This is a genomic window from Rhodococcus daqingensis, from assembly GCF_042665615.1.
Lineage (GTDB): Bacteria > Actinomycetota > Actinomycetes > Mycobacteriales > Mycobacteriaceae > Rhodococcus_G > Rhodococcus_G daqingensis.
Window position 1 is genome coordinate 19,272 of the sequence record NZ_JBHTCS010000004.1, and the last position, 22,942, is coordinate 42,213.

Consider the following 22,942-nt stretch of genomic DNA (forward strand, 5'->3'; position numbering starts at 1 on the left):
CTTCGAGTTCATCACACTTCGGTGAATCCCGTCCCCCCGCTCCCCCGCTATCTAGATCAGCTTGCTTCCCGCACGGATCCGCCGACGGATGTCGCGCATCAGCACGTAGTTGGCCCCGTGCCGGACGAAGCGGGGCAGAAACCGGTTGACGAACGAGACGAATACGAACAGGTGCTCGAACCGCCGGCGGTCATCCTCGCTCCACTCGACGCCGAGCTGCTCGCGGAACAGGGGCGGCAGGAAACCGACGGTCAGGAACGTCAACAGATCCCCGAAGGCCAGCCGCAACGGCCAGGCGATCATGCGTAGGTTCACCAGGTCCATCAGATAGGCGCGGACCGTGTCGTCCATCGACACCCGCAGGCACGCGTCATTCCAGTAGTTGTCGAAATCCGTCCGGGTGGCCGGCCACATCTCCTCGGTGACCTGCAGGGTCGTGCCCAGCGTGAAGGACGACCGATAGAACGACTCCGCCTGCTCCTCGGACATCCTGCCGTGCAACAGCTGGTGGGTGTCCTCGAACCCGATGTACAGGCACGCCGCAACCCACAACTGGAGCTCCCGGCTGAAGGCGTTGTATCTCACCGGGCTGTTCGCATCCGAGCGAACCTGCCGGTGAGCCACGTTCACCGCCTCGCGATAGGCGAGGCGTTCCTGCTCTGTTCCCAGTATCGCGACGGTGAGGTACTGAAAGGTCGTCCTGGCCCGCTTCCAGGGATGTCGCATGAGGCTGCCGGACTCCACCTTGCTCTCGATCACCCCGTAGGCCACCTCGGGCCACCCGAGCTGCATCACCACGTTCGCCGCGCCGCCCGCGAACGACCAGAAGTCCAATGCCTCGGAGACATGCGCCGGTCGTCGCGACCACGCGCGCGGTGACGAGGTGATCCGGATCCGGGTCTGCGCGGTGGTCAGACTCGGCCCGGTCGCCGAGACCTCCGGGTAGTGAGTGGGCATCGCTTTCCCCTGTCCTGGTGGGTGACTACTTGGTGTCGACGTTGTCGACGACCCATCGGTCGCCCTCACGGACCAGGGAGACCACCATCCGATACTTCTGGGAGTTGCCGTCCGGCGAGACCACGTTCTTCGCCTGCTGGTCCACGAAGACCAGCACCAGCGCGGATGAGTCGTCGACCCGCTCGACCGCGACATGGTCCGCGATCGCGGTCGCCTGGCCCTTGCCCTCCGTGACGATCTGTGCGAGCGCGTCGACCATCTGGTTGTACTTGTCCGCGAACTGCGGGGTCGACATCTCGATGATCGTGTCGCGGTTCGCATCCAGGCTCTGGAAATCGAACGACGACATCGCCACCGAGTAGTCCCGTGCGACGTCAACGGCCTCGGCGCGCAGCGCGTCGAGGTGCCGGGCGCGCAGCACCTCGATCGCGAGCGCCGCGGTCGTCGCCAGCAGCGCGAGCACCACGAGCAGCGTCACCAGCACACGCGGTCGAATCACGCGGCGCGGCGCCCCGGCCTCGGGCTCCCCCTCCACCGTCGACGGGGGCGCATCGGACGCACGGGGCGCGGCGGCGGTCATGCTGTCGGTTGTCATCGTCCGAGATCCTCCAGAAGTGATTTCCAGTAGTCCAGGGCCTCCACCCCGGTGGGGATGAGAACCGGGTCGGCAACCACCGGGGGGCCGATCGGGGTCCCCGGAGTCGTCGCATTCCGCAGTCCGAGATCGTTGGGCCGCGGGGCATTTCGGGCGCCACGTTGCGCGATGCTCGTCCCGGGTGGGCAGTAGTAGGTCAGATCCGGTTCGGTCGGACTCACGTCGCCGACCGCCCGCCGCTCGGTGTCGTAGCTACACACCGGCCCCTGCGTGGCGACGAGGGCGAAGTTCGCACGGTCGCCGGTGACTATCGATTCCAACTTGCCCAGGCCCCGCGGGATCCCGGCCAGACCGGCGGCGAGGGCGTCGTCGCGATCGGAGATGATCGGCTCGACGGTCACCAGGTTCGCGAGCACGGCCCCGAATGTGTCGTGGTAGCGGTCGAACAACTGCCTGGCGTTGTCGAGCGCTCGCGGCGAGGTGTCGGCCAGGTAGACCAGAACGGGCGCGCTCGAGTCGAGCTGCTCGGTGAAGTCACGGGCAGCCACCATCCCCCGGGCGAACGAATCCGACTGTCCTGCCATCGTCCCGACCAGGGTCGTGGTCCGTTCGAGAAGGGACTTCAGCATCGGCGCCTGCTCGTCGAGCTGGGCCGAGAGCCGGTCGCCGTGATCGATCATGCTCGCCATGGCCGGACCGAGTCCGTCGAGCGATGCGCCGAGTTCCGTGCCGATGTCGCTGACCGCCTGCGGGTCGATGTCCTCCAGCAGCCGAGAGGCCTGCAGCATCATCTGACTCATCTGGACCGGCTGCTGGTCGGCGGGTGCGGCGAGCTCGTCCCCCTCCTCGAGGTACGGTCCCTGCCCTGTGTTGGGGAAGATGTCGACGTTCTGAATGCCCGCTGCGGTCCCCATCCCGACCCTGGCGATGCTGTCCCGGGGGATCTGCGTCCCCGGGTTCAGGTCGAACTCCACTCGGGCACCGCGGATGTCGGGTACGAGCGAGACGCCTGCCACCTTCCCCACCGTCACCCCCCGGTAGGTGACGCTGGTGCCCTCGGTGAGTCCGAGCGCATCGGTCATCGTGGAGTGCACCCGGAGGGAATCCCCGAAAGCCTGCGGGCCGAGAACGTAGTTGATGCCGAACGGGATGACGATCGCCGAGGTGAGGGCGAACAGCACCAGCTGGACCAGCACGAGGCGCCTCACCGGGCACCGCCCGGCGTCGTCACGATCGGCGGGACAGCACCGGCCAGTAGCGAGGCCAGCGTGCCCGCGGGCGGGGTCGCCGCACCGCCGGGCAGCGACCCGCCGGTGATCAGCTTGTCGATGCCCGCCGGGATGTCGAGCGCACCGTCGAAGTTCAGGTAGTCGCCGTGCACGGATCGCCCGAGGTTCCCCAGGAAGGTGTTCATGTTGACCAGCGTCGTACCGATCCGGCCGTTGAAACTGTTCAGTGCCGCTATCACCGTGCCGGCATCGGCGAGCATGCCGTCGATGCCCTGCGGTGATGCACCGAGAATGGCATCGGAGTTGCTCGCGAGCGCGGTCGTCGAGGCGAGCAGCGATGCGATGGAATCTCTTTGTTGCGTGAGCAATTCGACCGCGGCGGGCATCGCGTCGAGGTAACCGTCGACCACCCGTTGCTGGTCCACCAACTGCTGTGAGACCCGCGCGGCGAGGTCGATGGCGGCGTCGAAATCGCTCTGGTTGGCGGTGGCGCCCGCCATCAGCGAGGTCAGTGTGTCCATCAGCCCGCGCACCTCGCCCGACCTGCCCGCGAATGCCGTGTTCAACTCGTCGACCACGGTCTGCAATTGACTCAACCCGCTTCCGCTGACGATCGAGCCGAGGGTCGCGAGTGCGCTTTCGATCTGGGGTCCCATCGTGGTGCGGGACTCCGCGATGACATCGCCGTTCCGCAGCAGCCGCACCGAGGGCTGCGCGGGCTCGGCGAGCCTGATGAACGGGTTTCCCAACGCCGACGGCAGCTCCACCGACGCCTCGACGTTCTCCGGCAGTTCGGTCGCGAGTTCGAGACTCAGCCGGACCCTCGCCCCCACCGTGTCGGTCGCCAGATCCGCGACGCGACCGATGACCTTCTGCCCGTTGAGGACGTCGGCCCCCGGCAGCAACCCGTCCGCGGTGGCGAGCTGCAGCGTGACCGCGTAGTCGGGACCGTCCGCCGAGCGTCCGAGTGGTAGGTCCGCGATGCCGACCCCGCACCCCGTGAGCAGCAGGCTGCCTGCCCCAGCCAGGCAGGCGAGTTCGATCGAACGGCGGCGCATCAGTTCCCCCTCTGTGGCAGCGCGCCGCCGGTGACCGCCGAGACGATGCCCAAGGGGTCGGAGGCACTGATCGGGAACGAGATCGGATTGGTGAACCCGGCCCCGGTGCACAGGGGCAACGGGTGCGCGTCGCACAGCGGCTTCGCGACGGCGAACTGGGTGAGCGCTGTCGAGACGTTGAGCCGGATGCGGCCCCGATTGTCGGGTCCGACGGAGTTGGACAGGTTCTGCATCAGCAGCGGCACCACGTCCATGAACTCGGCGAGGCCCGACTGGTTCGCGGCCAGCACGTCACCGAGCACTCGAGTGTTCTCGGCAATCGTGCCGACATCGTCGCCGTGCTCGGTCATGAACGTGTTGACCTGGTCGAGCACCACGCGCAGGTTCTGCAATGGCTCGGCGATGTCGATCTTGTGTGCCGACCACTCGTCCCCGAGCTCACCCAGATCGGACACGAACGAGTCCAGGCTCACCTGACGGGCGTCCAACGCGGCCATCAGGGTGTTGAGGTTGCTCACGAGGGCACCGATGTCCTCGGCACGGGCTCCCACCACTCCGGTTGCCGCACTGAGGTTCTTGATGGCGGCGTTGAACTGCTCGCCGTTCCCGCGCCAGTTGTCCGCGGCCTTGGTCAACAGGTCACCGGTGGTCCCGCCCGTCCCGCCCGATCCGCTGCCGCCGAGGGCGTCGGCCAGCGTGCTGATGCTGCCCATCAACCCGTCGAAGTCGATCGGGGCGTGGCTGCGCTCCGCCGGGATCTCGGCGCCGTCCGCGAGCACCGGTCCGCCTGCGTACGTCGGCCCGAGTTCGACGTGCCGCTCACTGATCACCGACGGGTTGAGCACGTACGCGTTCGCGTCCGCGGGCAACTCCACGTCTGACGGCATCGTCATCGTCACGCGCACCGAGGTGCCCTGCGGTTCCACCGCGGTCACCGACCCGACCGGTACACCGAGCACGGTGACCTTGCTGCCGGGGTAAATCCCGTTGACATAGCTGAAGTTCGCGTGCACGGCCTTCGAGTCGTCGGTCCGAGCGAAGACGAACCATCCGGCCGCCACCGTCACGACGGCGAGCGTGAGCGCGAGCGCGGCACGCGACCGTCGCGCGGCGGTCGTCCGTGCGGTGGTCATTTGCACCCCTGCATCACGCCGAGGGCGCACAGCATGTTGTCCGGGATGACCGCGGCGGGCGCGTTGACGTCGGTCCAGGCGCCGTTTCCGGTCGCGTCGGTCGCCGAACGGAGGGCGGGCGGTAGCCGGTCCATCAACTGATCGATGTTGTCGGCGTTCGCCTTCAGTGTGCCGGTGATCGACACGAGGTTCGTGACCATCTGTCCGAACTCCTCCTGATGGTCGGCCATCGATGTGGACAGGGTCGCCACCACCGCGCTGAGGTTGTCCACCAGTTCGGTCAGCGCCTGCTTTCTCACCGCGAGGATCTGTACCACGGTCTGCGCATTCGACATCGTCGTCACCAACGAATCACTCTGCCGGACAACGAGATCAGAGAGCAATCGAGACATGACGAGGAGCTTGTCGATCTGCTGCCCGTTCTCCGCGAACACGGCCGACGCGCCGCTGAGCCCGGCGAGCGTCCTTCCGAGCTGATCGGAGTCCGCGGGCATGATCTGCGACAACGTGGTCATCATCGCCTGCATGGAATCGAGGTCGACACCCTCGGCCGCGTCCGTGGCGTCCCTGCTGACGTCGTCGAGGCTGTACGGAACGGTGGTTCGGGACCGGGGGATGACGGTGCCGCCGTCGTCCACGCCTGCCGGCACGACCTCCAGGTAGCGCTTGCCGAGCACGGTCTTGAGTCGCACGGTCGCGGTGCTCTGATTGCCGAGCGGCTGCTGCTTGTCCAGCCGGAAGTCGACCCGGACGTGGTCGTCCGACAGCTCGATCCCCTCCACCCGACCGGCGGGCACCCCGGCCACGTACACCGGGTCACCGCCGGACAACCCGCTGGCGTTGTCGAGTTCGGCGACGAAGGCACTCGTCCGCATCTGATACCACGCCTTCGGCGCGCCGATCGCGATGAAGAGCCCCGCCACCAGCGCGATGATCCCGAGGGCACCCAGAACCATCGGCGTGCCGCTGCCCGGTCGTCGATCGCCGGTGAACAGGAACCTCACGGTTCCGACCAGCACGTCGATCACCTTCACCAGGAACATCATGAGCACACCTGCGAGTGCGTGGTACCGAAGAGGTTCGCTTCCACGTCGCCCGCCTTCACCGTGAAATTGCAGAGGTAGAGATTGACGAACCCGCCGTAGCTGCCGATCCGGTTGATGGTGGCCGCGAACTCCGGCATCTGGGCCACGAAGGCGTTGAACTCGTCGGTGTTCGCGACCCAGCTGTCGGTCACGGCTTTCAGGTCCGTCACCGACCTCCCGAACGCGCCGTTGGAACGCGCCATCGCCTGCGCCATCTGAGCGACGGCCCGGTTTCCGTCGCCGAGCAGGGCGATCAGTTGGTCACTGTTTCCCGCGACCGAGGTACTGAGCCCGCTGAGCCCCGCGAGCAACTGCTCGAGCTGAGGGGCCCTCGCCTCGACCGAGCCCAGCAGCGAGGCCAGGTTGTCGACCAGCTGCTCGATCACGTCCTGCCGATCGACCAGGCCGGTGCTCAGGGAGCCGATCTGCGCGAGGAGGGTCGCGATCGTCTGCCCCTGGCCGCTGAAGGTCTCCACGAACCCGCGGGTCAGGGTGTTGACCTGATCGGGCGCGAGGGCGTCGAACAGCGGCCGGAACCCGTTCATGAGCGCGGTGAGGTCCACGGGCGGGGTCGTCTGTGCGATCGGGATCAGGCCACCCGGTTCGAGGGCGACCGCGGGCTGCCGGTCGTGTGGGGTTGCCAGCGCCACCGCGTCGATCGCGGTGCCGTCCGGTTGGGCCAGCGCGATGTAGCGGGCACCCAACATGTCGCCGTACCGAACCGCGGCGGTGACGTCCCGCGCCAGCGAGTGTTCCGATTCGACCTCGATGCGGACCACGGCCTTGCTGGTGCCGCCGCCGGCGTCGGCGAAGTCGATGGTCTCGACGCGGCCGACGCGAACACCCGCCATGGTCACCGGGTTACCGGGACTCAGGCCCTCCACATCGGTGAACTCGAGCGTGTAGCTGTCGGTGTCGCCACGCACCGGAACCGACAGGGTGTTCACCACGAACGAGGCACACAGCGCACCGATCACGCAGAACCCGACCGCTTTCACCGCGGGCACCCAGCCGATCTTCATCGGACGGTCACCTCGCTGCCCCGCACCATCGGTCCGAGCATCACGACGGTTGCCGGGTTCGGGGCCGCGTTCGAGTCGGCGGCCGCAGGGTTGTCGCGCAGGCTGGACTCGAGCATGTTCAGCACCGGTGCCTCGCGCCCCGCGTCGACCACGGCCTGTCCTCCCGGCTGCGCGGACTGGGCTTGGCCCCCACCGCAACCGGCGCCGTACTCGTCGCCGTAGTGCGGACAGTCGGCCGCGGTGTAGGGCAGCGGGCCCTGAAACGTCGGCACCGCGGTGATGTTGAACTTGCCCGTGGCGAACACGCGAGCACCCGCCGCCCCGAAGGTCTCGGCCCCCGACAGCGTGTCGACCAGGCCCGTCGGGTTCGCCGCGGTCGTCGCCAGGATCGTGCCCGTCGAATCCATCACGGTGATGATCTGGTCGCGCCGCTCCCCGACGAACGACGCCGCCACCGACGCGAATCCCGCCGCACTCCCGAACATCGCCGCCAGCTGTCCCCCGTGTTCGACCATCCGCTGGGACACCGACGTCGCCGCGGTCAGCGTGGCGAGCACGTCCGGCGTCGCACTGTCGAGCGCCGACATGACCGACCTGAACTCCGGTGTGGCCGCGAGAAACTGCTCCGCGGCGGGGGTCAGCGTTCGGGACGCCGAGCCGAGCTGGTCGACGATTCGACCGACCGTCTCCCCCCGACCGTCGAGCGCCTTGCCCAGCGCGGTCAGCGCCGTCTGCATCCTCTGCGGCTGCATGCGGTCGAGGACCTCGACCATCTTCTGATAGACCCCGTAGAGCGCCACCGCATCCGGACCGGTGTCCACCCCTATCGAGTCGCCATCCTCGAGCGCGGATGACCCCAGCGGATGGTCCGGGGCGTCGAGCAACTGGATGTAGATGTCCCCGAAGAAGGTCCGGGGCACTACCCGCGCCAGGACGGAGGACGGCACCTGACCGATCGCGTCGGCATCGATCTGCAGTCGTACCACCGACGACTCCGTGCCCGAGTCGATTCCGGCGATCCTGCCGATGTTCACGCCGGCGTAGCGCACCGGCGCCTCGCCGGTGATCAGGCCCGCCGACGCGGGAACGGCGACGACCACGACGGGATCGCGTTGCAGATTCCCCGACCCCCGCATCACCATCGCCACTGCGACCAAGGCACCGACCAGGACCGCGATCGCACCGCGAAGTGCCAGGCGTGCACGCGAGCGTCCCGTGAACTGGTCCACCTCAGACCCCCATCCCCGGGATCTCGGGGACCAGGCCCCACAGCGCGAAGGTCAGCAGCACGTCGAGGATGCCGATCGCCAGGATCGCCGTGCGCAGCGCGCGGCCTGCCGCCTGACCGACACCCGCGGGACCGCCCGAGGCGTAGTAGCCGTAGGCGCAGTGCACAAGCGAGACCACCGCGGCGAAGACGATCGCCTTGAGCGCGGAATAGACGAGATCCTGCGGGGACAGCGCGAGGTGGAAGAAGTAGTCGTAGGTTCCCGCGGAGGCACCATTGAAGAACACGATCACCAGCCGCGTCGAGAGGTAGCTCGCGAGCAATCCGACCATGTAGATCGGGAGGACACAGACCATGGCCGCCAGCACCCGGGTGCCGGCGAGAAACGGGATCGAGCGAATCGCCATCGCGTCCAATGCGTCGATCTCGTCGGAGATCCGCATCGCGCCGATCTGCGCGGTGAACCCGGTTCCGACCTTGGCCGCCAACGCGATCGCGACCACGACCGGGGCGAGCTCACGGGTGTTCGCGATGGCGGACAGCATGCCCGACATGGTCGTCATCCCGACCAGCTCGAGACCGCGTTGCGTCTCGACACCGAGCATCATCGCGGCGGCCAGGGACATCGCGAACACGATCCCGATGGTGCCGCCACCGGAGAGCAGCGAATTGGTGCCGAAGCTGACCTCGCTGATCTGGCCCAGGACATGTTTGCGGTATCTCGTCAGCGCGAACGGGATCGACGCGACGGTCCTCGAATAGAAGGTCACGTGCTTGCCGATGTCGACCAGCGCGCCGTAGGCGGCCCTCGCCGGCGCGGTCGACTGACGGCGCGCACGGACCATCGTGTCAAAGCCCACCATCAGTAGGCCCCCACAGCCGGGACGATCACGGTGTACAGCGCGGACAGCGCCGTGTTGACGATGAACACCAGCGCGAAGGCGATCACCACCGCCTCGTTGACCGCGTCCGCGACTCCGCGCGGCCCGCCCTTGGTGTGCAAACCCTTGAAGGTCGCGACCAGGGTCGAGGTGAGGCCGAAGACCGCCGCCTTCACCAGCGCCATCACGAAGTCGGACATCCGTCCGTACTGGCTGAAGGTCGACATGAACGTTCCGGCCGGAAGATGTTGAACGTAGATGTGATAGAGGTAGCAGGCCATCACACCGCCGAAGGTCACCATCGAACACAAGGCGAGCGAGACCACGACCGCGGCCACCAGCCTGGGCGCCACCAGCCGCTCGACGACATCGATGCCCATGACCTCCATGGCATCGATCTCCTCTCGGATCTTGCGCGAACCCAGGTCGGTGCAGATCGCCGAGCCCGCGACACCCGCCATCATCAGCGCGCACACGAGCGCGGCGGCCTGGCCGACGATGATGAACGCCACCACGGCACCCGAGTACCCGCCCGCGCCGATCCGGCCCGCGAGCTCTCCGACCGAGACCGCGATGAACACACCGATCGGGATCATGAGCAGCAGCGAGGGACCCGTGCTGACCCGGCCGATGAACAGCGTCTGGGTGACGGTCTCGTGCAACGACAACCGGCGCCGGAACACGGCACGAGCCAGCGCGACGATCGAGAGGACGGCGAACCCGATCAGGTATCCGCCCTGGTTTGCGACGTCACGAACCGGCCCCTTGGCGACCGGTAGTTCATATGTCATCGCCAAAGCCCCCTCTCGACCGGTTCGCGCTCGAAGGTCCGCGGACCTCGACTGTGTGAAGCCTCTCACGGCGGACACTCCGCCGCAAGGATTAAGTGAACGATGATTCTCGCTGATTCGAGCCCTTCCGACGGGAAGGGTCCTCGTGTGCGATTCGTACTATCCAGCTATGTCAACAGATTTCGTGCGATCTGGGTTCTCATCGATCGGACGGCGAGTGAGTGGCGGTTCTTCCGCTATCGGCCCGAGCAGGAGAGCCGGCGGCGCCCCCATGCGGGGGCATGGACGACCCTCCCCGTCGCCCATGCCCCCGAGCCGGTGTCAGCCGGCAGTCAGCGACACCGATCCGTGGTCCTTACGCAGCTCGCCCTTGACCACCTTGCCGCTGGCGTTGCGCGGCAGCGCGTCCACGATCACCAGTTCCTTCGGGTGCTTGTACCTGGCCAGCCGATCATCGAGGAACTCGGACAACTCGCCGAGGGTGAGGTCATCGCCCTGCAAGGCCACGACTGCGACGGGGACCTCTCCCCACCTCCCGTCGGGGCGCCCGATCACGGCCGCCTCCAACACCTTCGGATGAGCGAACAGCGCGTTCTCCACCTCGGCGCAGTAGATGTTCTCACCGCCGGAGATGATCATGTCCTTCTTCCGGTCGACGACGAAGACGAACCCCTCCTCATCCTGACGGACGAGGTCGCCCGAGTGGAACCATCCGCCTGCGAACGCATCGGCCGTGCCCTGCGGGTTGCGCCAGTACTCGCGCATCATCGTCGGACCCCGGTAGACGATCTCGCCGACCTCCCCGACGGGCACGTCGTTCATCTCGTCGTCCACGATGCGGGCCTGGATTGTCGGGATGACCTTTCCGACCGATCCCAGCTTGCGCGCGGCGTCCTCGCCGTCCAGGACACACGTGATCGGTGACATCTCGGTCTGCCCGAACACGGCGACGTTGAACGCGTCGGGGAAGGTGTCCGCCATCGCCCGCAGCACCACATCGGACGCCGGCGCGGCACCCCAGCTGATGACCCGTAGCGCCAGATCACGCTGACGGACAGTGGGTTCCGCGCACACTGCCTGCCACTGCACCGGCACGAGGAAGGCCGTGGTGACCCTCTCCGCTTCCCATACCTCGAGCAGCTCCGTGGGGTTGAAGGCGCCCAGCGGATGGATCACCGTCGGCACACCGAGCACGAGGGACGGGGCCATGCTCCCGAGCGCGGCGATGTGGAACATCGGCGAGGCGCAGAACCCGATGTCGTCGCCGCCGGACATCCGCAGGGCCCGGATACAGGTCAGGGCCTGCGCCTGCATGTTCGCATGCGAGAGGACCGCCCCCTTGGGGCTGCCCGTCGTGCCGGAGGTGTACATGATCAGCGCGGGGGTGTCCTCGACCAGGTCGATCGACGGATGGACCGAGCCGGCCTCGTCGAGCAGTTCTTCGTAGCCGAGCACCCCGCCCGCGCCCGGTTGCCCCACGACGACGCAGATCGACAGGGCCGGAACCTGACCCCGCACCGCGGCGACCAGGGGCGCCAGCGGTACGTCGGTGACGACCACGGTTGCGCCGCTGTCGGTCGCGATGAAGGCGATCTCGGGCGGCGTCAGGCGGAAGTTGACCGGAACCGCGATGGCGCCGAGTGAATTGACGGCGAGGACCGCCTCCAGGAATTCGGGGCGGTTGAGCATCACCAGCAGAACCCGGTCGCCGAATCCGACACCTCGCCGAGCGAGCGCGTCCGCGAACGACTCCGAGCGCAGGTGCAGCTCGGACCACGTCGTGGTGGCTCCCTGGAAGCGGAGCGCCACCGCATCCGGCCGCATGGCCGCGTGTGTGGCGACCTGATTGTTCCAGTGGTTCCTCCGGGCCTGCAGCGGCTGCGAGAGCAGATCATCGCTGAGTGACATCTGATGTTCCTTCCCTGTCACGGTGTGGCTGGCTGACGTACCCTCACGGATGCGCCCAGTATGGCAATACGCGTTCCGGCGCGCGGCGTTTTTGTTAACACGGATTCGCATCCTGAACCAGGCCCTGACTGGACGTTTGTCCAATCAGGGCCGGCCGGTCCGGGAGGCACGGCGGGTCGGCCGCGCCGTTGCTCACCCTCCGAATTCGGGCACCCGCCCACCGAGCATCGCCGCGACGCCTTCCCGGAAGTCGGGTGCCGCCAGGAGTTCGATCTGGCCTTCGGTTTCCCGTTCGATCGCCTCCTCGATGCGGGCGAGGGTGGTGGCGGTCAGCGAGCGTTTGGTCAGCTCGATCGCGCGCCGGGGACCGCGGGCCAGCTTGGCCGCGACCGCTCGCACATGGGACGACAGGTCGTCCTCGGCGAGCACCCGGGCGATCAGTCCGGCGGCGGCGGCGTCCGTGGCTCCGAGTTTCCTGCCGAGCAACGCCATCTCGGTCGCCCTGGCCCGCCCGATCGCTGCGGGGACGAGCAGACTCGATCCACCGTCGGGCATCAGCCCGACGTTGACGAAGGCCAACAGGAAGTACGCACTCGGCGTCGCGAAGGCCAAGTCCGCCGCGAAGGCGATGGACGCGCCGACTCCGGCCGCCGCCCCGTTCACCTCGGCGATCACGGGGATCGGAAGCGTGAGGATCGCCCGGATCACCCGGTTCGCGGATTCCATCACCACCCGGGGGTCCGCCTCAGGACCGTTCGCCGCTGCGGCGAGGTCGGCGCCGGTCGAGAAGGCCGCGCCCGCTCCCGAGATCACCACGACCCGGACCGAGGGATCGTCCGCCCGCCCGGTCAGCAGGTCGCCCAGCGCATCCATCGTCGCCAGGTCTATCGCGTTCATCCGCTCCTGCCGGTCGATGGTGATCCGCAGGATCCCCTCCCCGAATTCGACCCTCAGCCCGCCGATCACCTCGCGCTCGGGGGTCGCCGTCATCGGAGGGCCCCCACCGGCTCGCTCGCGTCGACGAACCCGGCCAGGCGGCCGGCGATGATCTGTTCGGCCTCCGTCACCATCCGCGATACCAGGTCCTCGACGCTCGGGACGTCGTGGATCAGCCCCTGGCACTGCCCCGCCGTCCAGATACCCGCGTCGAGGTCGCCGTCCTCGAACACCTTGCGTCCCCGGGCGCCGGCCACCAGGTCCCGGATGTCGTCGAAGGTTGCCCCGCCACGTGATTCGATGTCGACGACCTCGCCGCTCACGGCGTTGGCCGCCACCCGCGCGGTGTTTCGGAGCGTGCGGAAGATCAGCGCGGTGTCGAGCTCGCTGTTCGCCACGATCTGCCGCTTGACCTCCTCCGCGACCGGCGACTCCTGCGTGCACATGAACCGGGTGCCCATGTTCACCCCGTCCGCGCCGAGCGCGAGTGCGGCGACCAGCCCGCGCGCGTCCGCGATCCCACCCGACGCGAGGACCGGGATGCGCACCCGCTGGGTCGCGGCCGGGATGAGGACCAGGCCGGGCACGTCGTCCTCGCCCGGATGGCCTGCGCATTCGAATCCGTCGATGCTCACCGCATCCACGCCGACCTGTTCCGCCTTGAGCGCGTGGCGGACGCTGGTGCACTTGTGGATGACCTTGATCCCGGCGTCCTTGAAGTGCGGCAGGTGGTCGATCGGGTTGGAGCCGGCGGTCTCGACGATGGTGACGCCCGACTCCACGATGGCCTGGCGGTACTCCGCGTAGGGCGGCGGGTTGATCGACGGCAGGATCGTCAGGTTGACGCCGAACGGCCTGTCGGTCAGGTCCCGACAGCGTGCGATCTCCTTCGTCAGGTCCTCGGGGGTCGGCTGGGTCAGGGCCGTGATGAACCCGAGGGCACCAGAATTGGCCACGGCCGCAACGAGTTCGGCGCGGCCGACCCACATCATCCCGCCCTGCACGATGGGGTGGTCGATACCGAACGCCTCGGTGAATCGAGTGGTCAGCATGTCAGTTCACCTCTTCGAAGGTGCCGCCGGCGGCGGCCTTGTCGAGCAGCAGTTGCGGGGGCGCGAATCGCTGTCCGTAGCGATCCGCGAGTTCTTCTGCGCGGCGGACGAATCCGGCCGCACCGCCGTCATACTGGTCGATGTAGCGGACGACGCCGCCGGTCCAGCCCGGGTACCCGATACCGAGGATCGAGCCGACATTCGCGTCGGTGGCGGTGTCGAGGACGCCCTCCTCGATACAGCGGACGGTCTCGATCGCCTCGACGAACAGCATTCGCTCTTTCATGTCCTCGAAGGGGATCTGTTTGTCCCCGCCGAACGCCTCCGCCAGCCCGGGCCACAGGCCGACGCGCTTGCCGTCGACGTACTCGTAGAAGCCGGCGCCCGTCGAGCGACCCTTGCGGCCGAACTCGTCGATCATCCGGTCGACCACGACGTCTGCCGGGTGCGGTGCCCAGGGCTGGCCGGCATCGAGAGTCGCCGCCTTGGTCTCCTCGCGGATCTTGCGCGGCAGGGTCAGGGTCAGCTCATCCATCAGCGCCAGCACCGCCGCCGGGTAGCCGGCCTGCAGGGTCGCCTGCTCGATCGACGCAGGCGAGATACCCTCGCCCAGCATGGCGATGCCCTCGTTGGTGAAGGTCCCGATCACGCGGCTGGTGAAGAACCCGCGGGAGTCGTTGACCACGATCGGCGTCTTCCCGATCTGCTTGACGACGGCCAGCGCGCGGCCGAGGGCCTCGGCACCGGTCTTCTCGCCCCTGATGATCTCGACCAGCGGCATCTTGTCCACCGGGGAGAAGAAGTGCAGGCCGATGAAGTCCTCGGGGCGCGAGACACCGGATCCGAGCAGTGTGATCGGCAGCGTCGAGGTGTTCGAGCAGAGCAGCGCGTCGGGCGTGACGTACTGGTCGATCTCGGCGAAGACCTTGTTCTTGATGTTCGGGTCCTCGAAGACCGCCTCGATGACCAGCTCGGCGCCCTCGGCGTCCTCGGGCTTGTCGGATGGGTGGATGCGGCTCAGGATCGCGGCCGCCTTCTCCTCGGTGCTGCGCCCACGGGAGACCGCCTTCTCCAGGATGTTCTTCGAGTAACCCTTGCCACGCTCCGCGGCCTCGAGCGTGACGTCCTTGAGCACCACGTCCATGCCCGCCTTGGCACACACGTAGGCGATCGCGGCGCCCATCATCCCTGCGCCGAGGACCACGGCCTTGCGCACCGGCTCGCGCTCCGCGCCGCCGTACTGCTTGAACAGCGAGTTGGCCTTCTGCATGTCGAAGAAGAACGCACGGATCATGTTCTTCGAGATCTGCCCCGTCGCGAGCTCCGCGAAATACCGGTTCTCGATCGTCTGCGCGGTGTCGAAGTCCACCTGCGCGCCCTCGACGGCGGCGCTCATGATCGCGATCTGCGCCGGGTACGGCGCGCCCTTGAGCTGCTTGCGCAGGTTCGCCGGGAAGGCGGGCAGATTCGCGGCCAGCGCGGGTGTCGCCGGGGTTCCGCCGGGGATCTTGTACCCCTTGGCATCCCAGGGCTGATGTGCCTCCGCGTTGGCGGCGATCCACTTCTTCGCGGCGGGCAGCAGTTCATCGGGCGACGCCACGAGCTCGTCCAGCAGTCCGAGCGCACGCGCCTTCTCCGGCGCGTGCCGCTGCCCCTGCAGCAGGACCTGCGTCAGCGCGGTCACCACGCCGAGCAGTCGCACGGTGCGCACGATGCCGCCGCCTCCCGGCAGCAGTCCGAGCGTCGCCTCCGGGAGACCGATCGCGGCGCCGCGGTCGTTCAGCGCGATCCGGTGATGGCAGGCCAGTGCCAGCTCCAGGCCCCCACCCAGTGCCGCACCGTTGATCGCGGCGACCACCGGCCTGCCCAACGTCTCGAGTCGCCGCATCGGCTCCTTGATCCGGTTGACGTTGGCGATCACGCCCTCGGCCTGGCCGGGCTCGGACTTCAGGATGTCGTTCAGGTCGCCGCCGGCGAAAAAGGTCTTCTTCGCGGAGGTCAGGATGACGCCGGTGACGGACTCACGCTCGGCCTCCAGACGATCGACCACTGCGCCGAGCGACACGATGAACCCCTCGTTCATCGTGTTCGCGGACTGGGCCGGGTCGTCCAGGGTCAGCGTGACGATGCCGTCGCCGTCGATGTCGTACCGGATGGTGCTGTCGGTCATAGCTTCTCGCACTCCTAGATCGGTGATGTTCTGTGGCGCTAGTGCCTCGTGCTCGAAGTCCATTGATGGTTGCCGGGGATCCACGTGGATGCATCGGAAGGCGGAGGAGTCCCGGGTAGCGGGGTTCTACCTGGGACTTCGACAACGCAGCGAGGCGCCGCGTGGGCCCCGGCAACCGCGCGAAGACTTCGGGCGCGGGGCACTAGATGCGTTCGATGACGGTGGCGATGCCCATTCCGGCGCCGACGCAGAGAGTCGCCAGCCCATACCGCTTGTCGCGACGCTCGAGCTCGTCGAGCAGGGTGCCCAGGATGATGGCCCCGGTCGCGCCGAGCGGGTGACCCATGGCGATGGCGCCACCATTGACGTTGACCTTGTCCATCGGGATGTCCATGTCCTTGACGAACTTGAGCGCTACGGAGGCGAAGGCCTCGTTGATCTCGTACAGGTCGATGTCGTCCGCGGTGAGACCCGCCCTGGCCAGCGCCTTCTCGGCCGCCGGCGCCGGACCGGTGAGCATGATCGTCGGCTCGGATCCGACCACCGCGGTCCCCACGATGCGCGCGCGGGGCGTCAGCCCCGCCCTGGCCCCCGCCTGCGCGGAGCCGATCAGCATCAGGGTTGCGCCGTCGACGATGCCCGACGAGTTGCCCGCGTGATGCACGTGTTCGATCCGCTCGACCCAGTGGTACTTCTGGAGCGCCACCGCATTGAACCCACCCTGCTCGCCCATCGAGGCGAAGGAGGGTTTGAGTGCCCCCAGGCCCTCGACCGTTGCGCCGGGGCGCATGTGCTCGTCGCGGTCGAGCACCACGAGTCCGTTCCGATCCTTGACCGGGACGACCGAGCGATCGAACCGCCCGTCCGCCCACGCCTTCGCCGCCAGTTCCTGCGACCGGACCGCGAACTCGTCGACCCGGGTTCGACTGAAGCCCTCCATCGTCGCGATGAGGTCGGCGCCGATCCCCTGCGGGACCATGTACGTCGCATAGTTGGTGGCGGGGTCCATTCCCCAGGCGCCGCCGTCCGACCCCATCGGCACCCGCGACATCGACTCGACCCCGCCGGCGAGGACGAGGTCCTCCCAGCCCGAAGCCACCTTCTGGGCCGCCAGGTTGACCGACTCGAGTCCCGACGCGCAGAACCGGTTCACCTGCACGCCCGCCACGGTCTCGGGCAGGCCCGCGGCCAGGGCCGCCACTCTCGGCAGGACCGCGCCCTGTTCGCCGAGGGGCGAGACGATGCCGAGCACGACGTCGTCGATCGCGCTGGGATCGAGCCCCGGATTGCGGCGCCGGATCTCGTCGATCAGGCCGACGACGAGGTCGATCGGCTTGACCGAGTGCAGCGAGCCGGTTGCCTTGCCGCGGCCGCGTGGTGTGCGCACGGCGTCGAAGATCAGCGGCGCTCCGGTAGGTCGGGACACGGTCATGGTTCCCCTTTCGGTTCGGCGTACGAGCAGGCGGGCGAGATCGGGGCTCGCGGTCACGCCTGCGCCAGTGAGCACGCTCACACAGTGAGAATTGCGGTTAACTTTCATGCACGGATTCGCGGTTGTCAATAGCGAATATCGTTGCTAGTCCGGACTTTGCGCCGATAGTCCAGGGGAAGCATCGACGTCGGTGCCGGAATCCCGCCTTCGCTTTCGGGTCGGAGACGCCGGACTCTCGGTTAAGATTGCTGCTACCGAAGTCAGGAGACGTCGATGCCCCAGACGACCACCGGCCGGTCGGTTTCGGCCGCCGCGCCCGTTCGACGACGGCCGAAAGACCGCAAAGCGCAGATCGCCCTGGTGGCAGCTCAGGCCTTCAGCGAGCAGGGCTATCACGCTGTCGGTGTCGACGACATCGCCGCAACGCTCGGCATCTCCGGCCCGGCCCTGTACCGCCACTTTCCCAACAAGTACGCACTGCTGGTGCATGCGGCGATGGGCACGGTGGGGGCTCTGCGGTCGGCTTCCGACGGCGCCTCCGAGGGCGACGCCGACGACCCGGATCCCACACCGGAGGCGCGGCTGGATCGTGTGTTGCGGGCACTGATCAGCACCACGGTCGAGAATCGGAAGACGGGGGGCCTCTACCGCTGGGAGGGACGGTATCTCCGGCCGTCCGATCGCGATCTGATGCGCGCCGAGTTCGGCGCGGTGACCCAGAACATCGCGCGGCCCCTGCTCGAGTTGCGTCCCGATGTCACAGAACGCGATTCGGTGATCCTCTCGACCGCCGCGCTCAGCGTGATCGGCAGTATCACCGCCCACCGCGCAGCCCTGGCCAACCGCCGGATCGAGAAGCTACTGCTCGACACCGCATGGGGGATGTTGCGGTGTGATCTGGCGGCGGCCCCGCCCGCGACGACCACGATCGACGATCCGTCCACGCAGCGCGGTCTCGCGGTGACGTCCAAGCGTGAACTCCTCCTCTCCGAGGCGGTGAAGATCTTCAACGATCGCGGTTACCACGAATCGAGCATCGAGGAGATCGGCGCCGCGGCCGGGATCAACGCCTCGAGCGTCTACCGGCATTTCCCGAGCAAGGCGGACCTCCTCGCGGCCGCGTTCCATCGGGCCGCCGACCGTCTGGCCATGGGAACGGCGGCCGCGCTCGGTGCCTCCGCCGACCCGGAGGAGGCACTGAGTCGACTCTCGGCCACCTACATCGACCTGGCCTTCGCCCATCCCGAGGTGCTCTCGGTGTACTTCGCCGAGATCGGGAACCTGCCCAAACAGGAGCGCACGAACCTCCGTAACGTGCAGCGCCTGCACGTCGAGGAGTGGGTGCACCTGCTCACCGCGGTACGACCCGAGCTGTCCGCCGTCGAGGCCAGGTTCCTGGTACACGCGGCCCTGGGCCAGACGCTCGACGTGGGCCGGCTGATGCATTTCGACACCGGCGCGAAGGCACGCGGCCGGATGCAGACCTTGATGCTGACGGTCCTGCACGGCTGACCATTCCGATTCGCTGTCGGACGCTATGCCTTGGCGCCGTTCATGATTGCCGATTCGAGCTCGGCGTATGCCCCGCGCAACAGCTCGACGTAGCGGTCGTCGTCACGCAGCTGCCGGGGATCCGCGGTGACATTGATCGTGAGGATGTCGCCGACGCTGTCCACCCAATGGCCGAGACCGCTGGGGCCGACGAGTGCACACAGACTGAAGGTGACCGCCACGCTGGAATCACACAGCTTGAGGTCCGCGGCACCCTTGGGCACATTGGTGATCAGAGTATTACCCCAACCGACCGTAGCCCTCTCCCGCGCCGGGAGCCTCCCGAGCATCCACAGTCCGGCTCGGATCGCGAACCCGGGTATGACCTGGACGAATTCGTCGGACCGGATCGACTCGGGGCTGCTCTTGCGCGCTCTTTCGTCCAAGGCCGAACGATGAATCGCCCGTGCCCGTTCGACCGGGTTCACGATGTCGGTGTGCAGGTCTACTGCCATTGTCACGAACTGGTTCCTGGACACCTGGTGCCGTGCCGCGCGCGTTGACATCGGCACTCCCGCCGCCAACGAACCGTCTGGACTTTCGCCCGCCTCATCTAGGTATTTCCGCATCGCCCCACCGATCACGGCGAGCGCGAGGTCGTTGATGGTCACATCGCCCAACTCGGCCTTCATCGCGCGCAACTCTGCGAGCGGGAAAACCGCAAGGCCGAATACCCGGTCCGGCCCAAGTGGTCGATTGAACACCGTTCGCGGCCGCTCGGCCACCGGTGACGTGTATTGCCCCTGTTCACACCGCAGTGCGAGTTCCCTCTGCGCCGAACGAACGCCTGGAAGGCCACTGACGAGTCGATTGAGGGCCCCCGGAGCGGACCGCACTGCCCGAACCAGCAGTTCGAATCCGGACGGGAGCGGTTCCCGGGGCGCCACGGGATGCGGATCGTCTGGGGTGGCCGGAGACGAACCGAAAAGGTGTCTGCCCAGTTGAGCACTCAACATCCCGTCGGCAATCGCGTGGTGTGTCTTGAGCGCAGCAACCGTGGCTGCGCCCTCCACACCCTCGATTCCACGAACATCGGTGAACACGTGCAATTCCCACAGCGGCCTCGCCCCATCCATCGGCTGCACCAAGGTGGCCGCCAGGACGGTACACACCTCATCCCACTCGGAACCCTCATGGAAGACGAGGTGATTCTCCAGGGAGAAATCCGGATCATCCACCCAGTACGGATGATCGAGGCCAAAGGGAACATGGACCAGTCGCTGTCGAAGGAGGTCGATCCCGGCAACCCGGTCCGCGATCCACCGACCGATCTCGTTCCTATCCGACCGGCTGCCGGTATTCCCATCGGGCGCAAAGACGTACGCGCTCACGATGATCTGTTTGGACACCTCGTTCTCGACATAGAGGAACACCGAGTCCCTCGGATCCAGCTGCTGCATGCGACTCCCCCCGGTAGTCGGTGCAGCTCGCTCACATGAGCGCCAGACCCTCCGCCCGCGCCACACCCCCACCCGAGCATACGGCTCCGGCATCCACTGCATCGAATACGAAATGGACAGCTGCCTTGAGCTCCTCGAAGGATTCCCCCAGGAGCTGTGTGTACCGGTGGATATCGTTCAACTGCAGCGGATCTGCCGTGACGTTGATCGTGAGCGAGCCCCCGACCGAACCGACGGCGTGGGCCACCCCACCCCAGCCCACGAGTGGCGCGAGACCGAATCCCGCCACCGCGGTCGCATCACACAGGCGCAGGTCCACGGCGCCGTAGCGCACGCTGGTGACCAAGGTGTTGACGAGGTGCACCGTCTCCGAGCCCCGCTTGGGCCTGCCATAGCCCAACCGCAACGCGGCCCGAATCGCCCATCCGGGGATGACACCGACGACATCGCAGTGGGCCGCGTCGGCCTCGGCCGGATTGCTCAACCGGTCCCGCTCCTCGAGGGCCGAGCGGCGGATGGCGCGCACCCGCTCGATCGGATCTTTCGTTCCGGTGTGCAGGTCCACCGCCATCGTCAGGAACTGATTCCTCGACTCGGACGGGCAAGTGCGGCGGATGGACATCGGAACCGCGGCCGCCAACGAACCCTCCGGCAGGGCGCCGAGGTATGCCCGCTGCGCACCCGCGACCACCGCCAGCACGATGTCGTTGACCGTGATGTCGCCGAGCGCGGCCTTCACGGCAAGCACGTCATCGAGCGGGAGAAACGCAGCATCGAACACGCGGTCGGGGCCCAGCGGCCCGTTGAGGACGGTCCGCGGCCGGGTGGCGACGGGCAGCGTGTGCGTGCCCTGGTCGCGTTCCGCCAGGAGTCGGCGACGCGTGGCCCGGAACTCGCGAAGGCCGCCGACGAGTTCGCCGACCTTGCGTGGGCAGGCCCGGACACCGGTCAAGAACAGACCGACCGGGGTCGGCATCGGCCGCGGCACGGCGGGGACGTCGTGACGAACGTCCGGGAGCTCGCCCGCGCCGAACAGCGCCCGGGAGATGATGGTGCTCAGTTCGCCGTCCGCCATCGAGTGATGGAGTTTGATCACCACGACCGTGGCCGGTTGCTCGACCCCCGGGATGCCGCGGACCCCGCCCACGACATGCAGTTCCCACAGCGGCCTGGACCGGTCCATCGGCCGCTGCACGAGCACCGCCATCCACTCCCGCAGTTCGTCCCAGCCCGAACCCTCGTGGAAGTAGAGGTGGTCCTCCACACGGTGGTCCGGATCCTCGACCCAGTACGGATGATCGAGGTCGAACGGGACACGGACCAGCCGCTGCCGCAGCACCTCGATGCCACGGGCACGGTCGGCTATCCACCGGATGATCTCCGCTCGACCAGCGGGTCCGGCCTGCGCACCGTCGGGGACGAACGCGCACGCGGACAGAAATGTCTGCCAGGCCTCGGGGCGCTCGACGTAGAGGAACACGGCGTCCCGCGGATCGACCTGCAGCAACACACTCTCCGTTTCGTCGACCCCTGCCGGCGAGACGGTACCGTTAGACGGTAAAGCGTGCGCAACGGGACTCCCACGGCGTGGGACAGCCGCGAGCGCGGTCAGTGCCTGCCGTGGTCCTGGTCCACCCCCAGGTCACTCGGCCGATAGCCCATCGGATATCCGGGATATGTCCGGTTGCGGGGGTCCCTGGCGGCCTTCGACCGTCTGCGCGGCGGCAGCAGACGGACCACCCTGGACCGGGCCACCAGGGCGCGCTGCGCGACGGCGGTCATCCAGGCCGGTGCCGCCGGGAACCCGAAGGCGGAGCGCATCTGCTGATCCAGCATCGCGTACACGCCCTGCCGAACGGCGGGCCGAACCGGGCGGGGGAACCACGAGCAGAACAGGTCCCGGGTGTACACGCCGATCCGGTGGTTGTCCTCGCTGTACCGGAACCGCTCGGCCTCGTACTCGATCTTGAATCGGTAGAACTCCTGGAAGTCCTCGGGGATGTCCTTGATACCCATCCGCAGCCCGACCTCGCGGTAGAAGTGGAAGGAGGCGAGGCGCTCCTTCGGGTGCAGTGGGCGCCAGCCGTAGCGGTCGATCCAGTCCAGCGGATCGAAGGCGAAGGTGCTCAGGACGTACAGCATGTCCGAGTTGTCGATCTCGTACTTGGCGTGCATCCGGTTGACCATCCGCAGCGACTCCGTGCCCCGGGGCGAGTCGTAGCCGTGCTCGACGAGTTCGGCCATCAGCAGTGCCGTGTCGTCGTAGCGCTTCTGCGGCCGCTTCTCGAACTCCCCGGTCTTGCTCAGCAGCGCCGAGATGGTGGGCACGCAGTAGGTGCGGAACAGCGCGAACTCGAGCGCCCGCTGGTAGTCCCACGGGAACTCGTAGCCTGCGGTGATCCGGTGGATCTCGTGGTTGTCCGATACCGGATCGAGGTGCTCGATCCGGCGGAGCCAGCCGTACCTGCCGCGAGGTGCGGACGGGGTCTCGTTCATCAGGAACATGGTGCCCCC

At 67.6% G+C, this 22,942-nt stretch carries 19 protein-coding genes; 1 reads left to right on the plus strand and 18 read right to left on the minus strand.

Going from position 1 to position 22,942, the window contains the following annotated elements; genetic code table 11:
• Window positions 1–51: 51 nt before the first annotated feature.
• The 15 genes from ACFQS9_RS03535 to ACFQS9_RS03605 form a co-directional block, all read right to left on the minus strand.
• Entirely contained in the window at window positions 52–957 is a 906-nt protein-coding gene (locus ACFQS9_RS03535) for an oxygenase MpaB family protein (RefSeq protein WP_378401645.1), read from the minus strand.
• A 25-nt stretch (window positions 958–982) separates the two neighbouring features.
• Window positions 983–1,552 (minus strand): mce associated protein mas1a, encoded by a 570-nt coding sequence (locus ACFQS9_RS03540; RefSeq protein WP_378401647.1) that lies wholly within the window; start codon window positions 1,550–1,552, stop codon window positions 983–985.
• Window positions 1,549–2,760, minus strand: a complete 1,212-nt coding sequence (locus ACFQS9_RS03545; protein WP_378401649.1) for an MlaD family protein — start codon at window positions 2,758–2,760, stop codon at window positions 1,549–1,551. Before ACFQS9_RS03545 ends, ACFQS9_RS03540 begins: the two co-directional genes overlap by 4 nt.
• Window positions 2,757–3,839: an MlaD family protein gene (locus ACFQS9_RS03550; protein WP_378401651.1), complete on the minus strand. Its 1,083-nt coding sequence runs from the start codon at window positions 3,837–3,839 to the stop codon at window positions 2,757–2,759. Before ACFQS9_RS03550 ends, ACFQS9_RS03545 begins: the two co-directional genes overlap by 4 nt.
• Complete coding sequence (locus tag ACFQS9_RS03555; RefSeq protein ID WP_378401653.1) at window positions 3,839–4,972, minus strand: MCE family protein; 1,134 nt, start codon at window positions 4,970–4,972, stop codon at window positions 3,839–3,841. Before ACFQS9_RS03555 ends, ACFQS9_RS03550 begins: the two co-directional genes overlap by 1 nt.
• Window positions 4,969–6,015, minus strand: coding sequence for an MCE family protein (locus ACFQS9_RS03560; RefSeq protein ID WP_378401694.1), 1,047 nt, complete (start codon window positions 6,013–6,015; stop codon window positions 4,969–4,971). Before ACFQS9_RS03560 ends, ACFQS9_RS03555 begins: the two co-directional genes overlap by 4 nt.
• A complete protein-coding gene (locus ACFQS9_RS03565; RefSeq protein ID WP_378401655.1) occupies window positions 6,015–7,079 on the minus strand; it encodes an MCE family protein in 1,065 nt (354 codons plus the stop codon). Before ACFQS9_RS03565 ends, ACFQS9_RS03560 begins: the two co-directional genes overlap by 1 nt.
• Window positions 7,076–8,308, minus strand: coding sequence for an MCE family protein (locus tag ACFQS9_RS03570; protein WP_378401657.1), 1,233 nt, complete (start codon window positions 8,306–8,308; stop codon window positions 7,076–7,078). Before ACFQS9_RS03570 ends, ACFQS9_RS03565 begins: the two co-directional genes overlap by 4 nt.
• 1 nt (window position 8,309) lies before the next feature.
• A complete protein-coding gene (locus ACFQS9_RS03575) occupies window positions 8,310–9,170 on the minus strand; it encodes an MlaE family ABC transporter permease (RefSeq protein WP_378401658.1) in 861 nt (286 codons plus the stop codon).
• Window positions 9,170–9,979 (minus strand): MlaE family ABC transporter permease, encoded by an 810-nt coding sequence (locus ACFQS9_RS03580; RefSeq protein ID WP_378401660.1) that lies wholly within the window; start codon window positions 9,977–9,979, stop codon window positions 9,170–9,172. Before ACFQS9_RS03580 ends, ACFQS9_RS03575 begins: the two co-directional genes overlap by 1 nt.
• Window positions 9,980–10,300: 321 nt before the next feature.
• Window positions 10,301–11,887, minus strand: a complete 1,587-nt coding sequence (gene fadD5 / locus ACFQS9_RS03585) for a fatty-acid--CoA ligase FadD5 (protein ID WP_378401662.1) — start codon at window positions 11,885–11,887, stop codon at window positions 10,301–10,303.
• 192 nt (window positions 11,888–12,079) lie between these two features.
• Window positions 12,080–12,877 carry an enoyl-CoA hydratase gene (locus ACFQS9_RS03590; protein ID WP_378401665.1) on the minus strand — a complete coding sequence of 266 codons (798 nt, stop codon included), beginning with the start codon at window positions 12,875–12,877 and terminating at the stop codon, window positions 12,080–12,082.
• Window positions 12,874–13,875, minus strand: a complete 1,002-nt coding sequence (locus tag ACFQS9_RS03595; RefSeq protein ID WP_378401667.1) for an NAD(P)H-dependent flavin oxidoreductase — start codon at window positions 13,873–13,875, stop codon at window positions 12,874–12,876. Before ACFQS9_RS03595 ends, ACFQS9_RS03590 begins: the two co-directional genes overlap by 4 nt.
• A 1-nt stretch (window position 13,876) precedes the next feature.
• Window positions 13,877–16,045 carry a 3-hydroxyacyl-CoA dehydrogenase NAD-binding domain-containing protein gene (locus ACFQS9_RS03600; RefSeq protein ID WP_378401669.1) on the minus strand — a complete coding sequence of 723 codons (2,169 nt, stop codon included), beginning with the start codon at window positions 16,043–16,045 and terminating at the stop codon, window positions 13,877–13,879.
• Window positions 16,046–16,247: 202 nt separating this feature from the next.
• A complete protein-coding gene (locus tag ACFQS9_RS03605) occupies window positions 16,248–17,477 on the minus strand; it encodes an acetyl-CoA C-acetyltransferase (protein ID WP_378401696.1) in 1,230 nt (409 codons plus the stop codon).
• 273 nt (window positions 17,478–17,750) lie between these two features.
• On the opposite strand from ACFQS9_RS03605, the gene ACFQS9_RS03610 reads away from it, so the two are divergent.
• Window positions 17,751–18,989, plus strand: coding sequence for a TetR/AcrR family transcriptional regulator (locus ACFQS9_RS03610; protein ID WP_378401671.1), 1,239 nt, complete (start codon window positions 17,751–17,753; stop codon window positions 18,987–18,989).
• Window positions 18,990–19,012: 23 nt separating this feature from the next.
• On the opposite strand, the gene ACFQS9_RS03615 is transcribed toward ACFQS9_RS03610, so the two are convergent.
• From ACFQS9_RS03615 to ACFQS9_RS03625, 3 genes are all read right to left on the minus strand, one after another.
• Entirely contained in the window at window positions 19,013–20,530 is a 1,518-nt protein-coding gene (locus tag ACFQS9_RS03615; RefSeq protein WP_378401673.1) for a wax ester/triacylglycerol synthase domain-containing protein, read from the minus strand.
• Complete coding sequence (locus tag ACFQS9_RS03620) at window positions 20,460–21,938, minus strand: wax ester/triacylglycerol synthase domain-containing protein (protein ID WP_378401675.1); 1,479 nt, start codon at window positions 21,936–21,938, stop codon at window positions 20,460–20,462. The genes ACFQS9_RS03615 and ACFQS9_RS03620 overlap by 71 nt, the downstream gene beginning before the upstream one ends.
• Window positions 21,939–22,036: 98 nt before the next feature.
• Window positions 22,037–22,933 carry an oxygenase MpaB family protein gene (locus ACFQS9_RS03625; RefSeq protein ID WP_378401677.1) on the minus strand — a complete coding sequence of 299 codons (897 nt, stop codon included), beginning with the start codon at window positions 22,931–22,933 and terminating at the stop codon, window positions 22,037–22,039.
• Window positions 22,934–22,942: the final 9 nt, after the last annotated feature.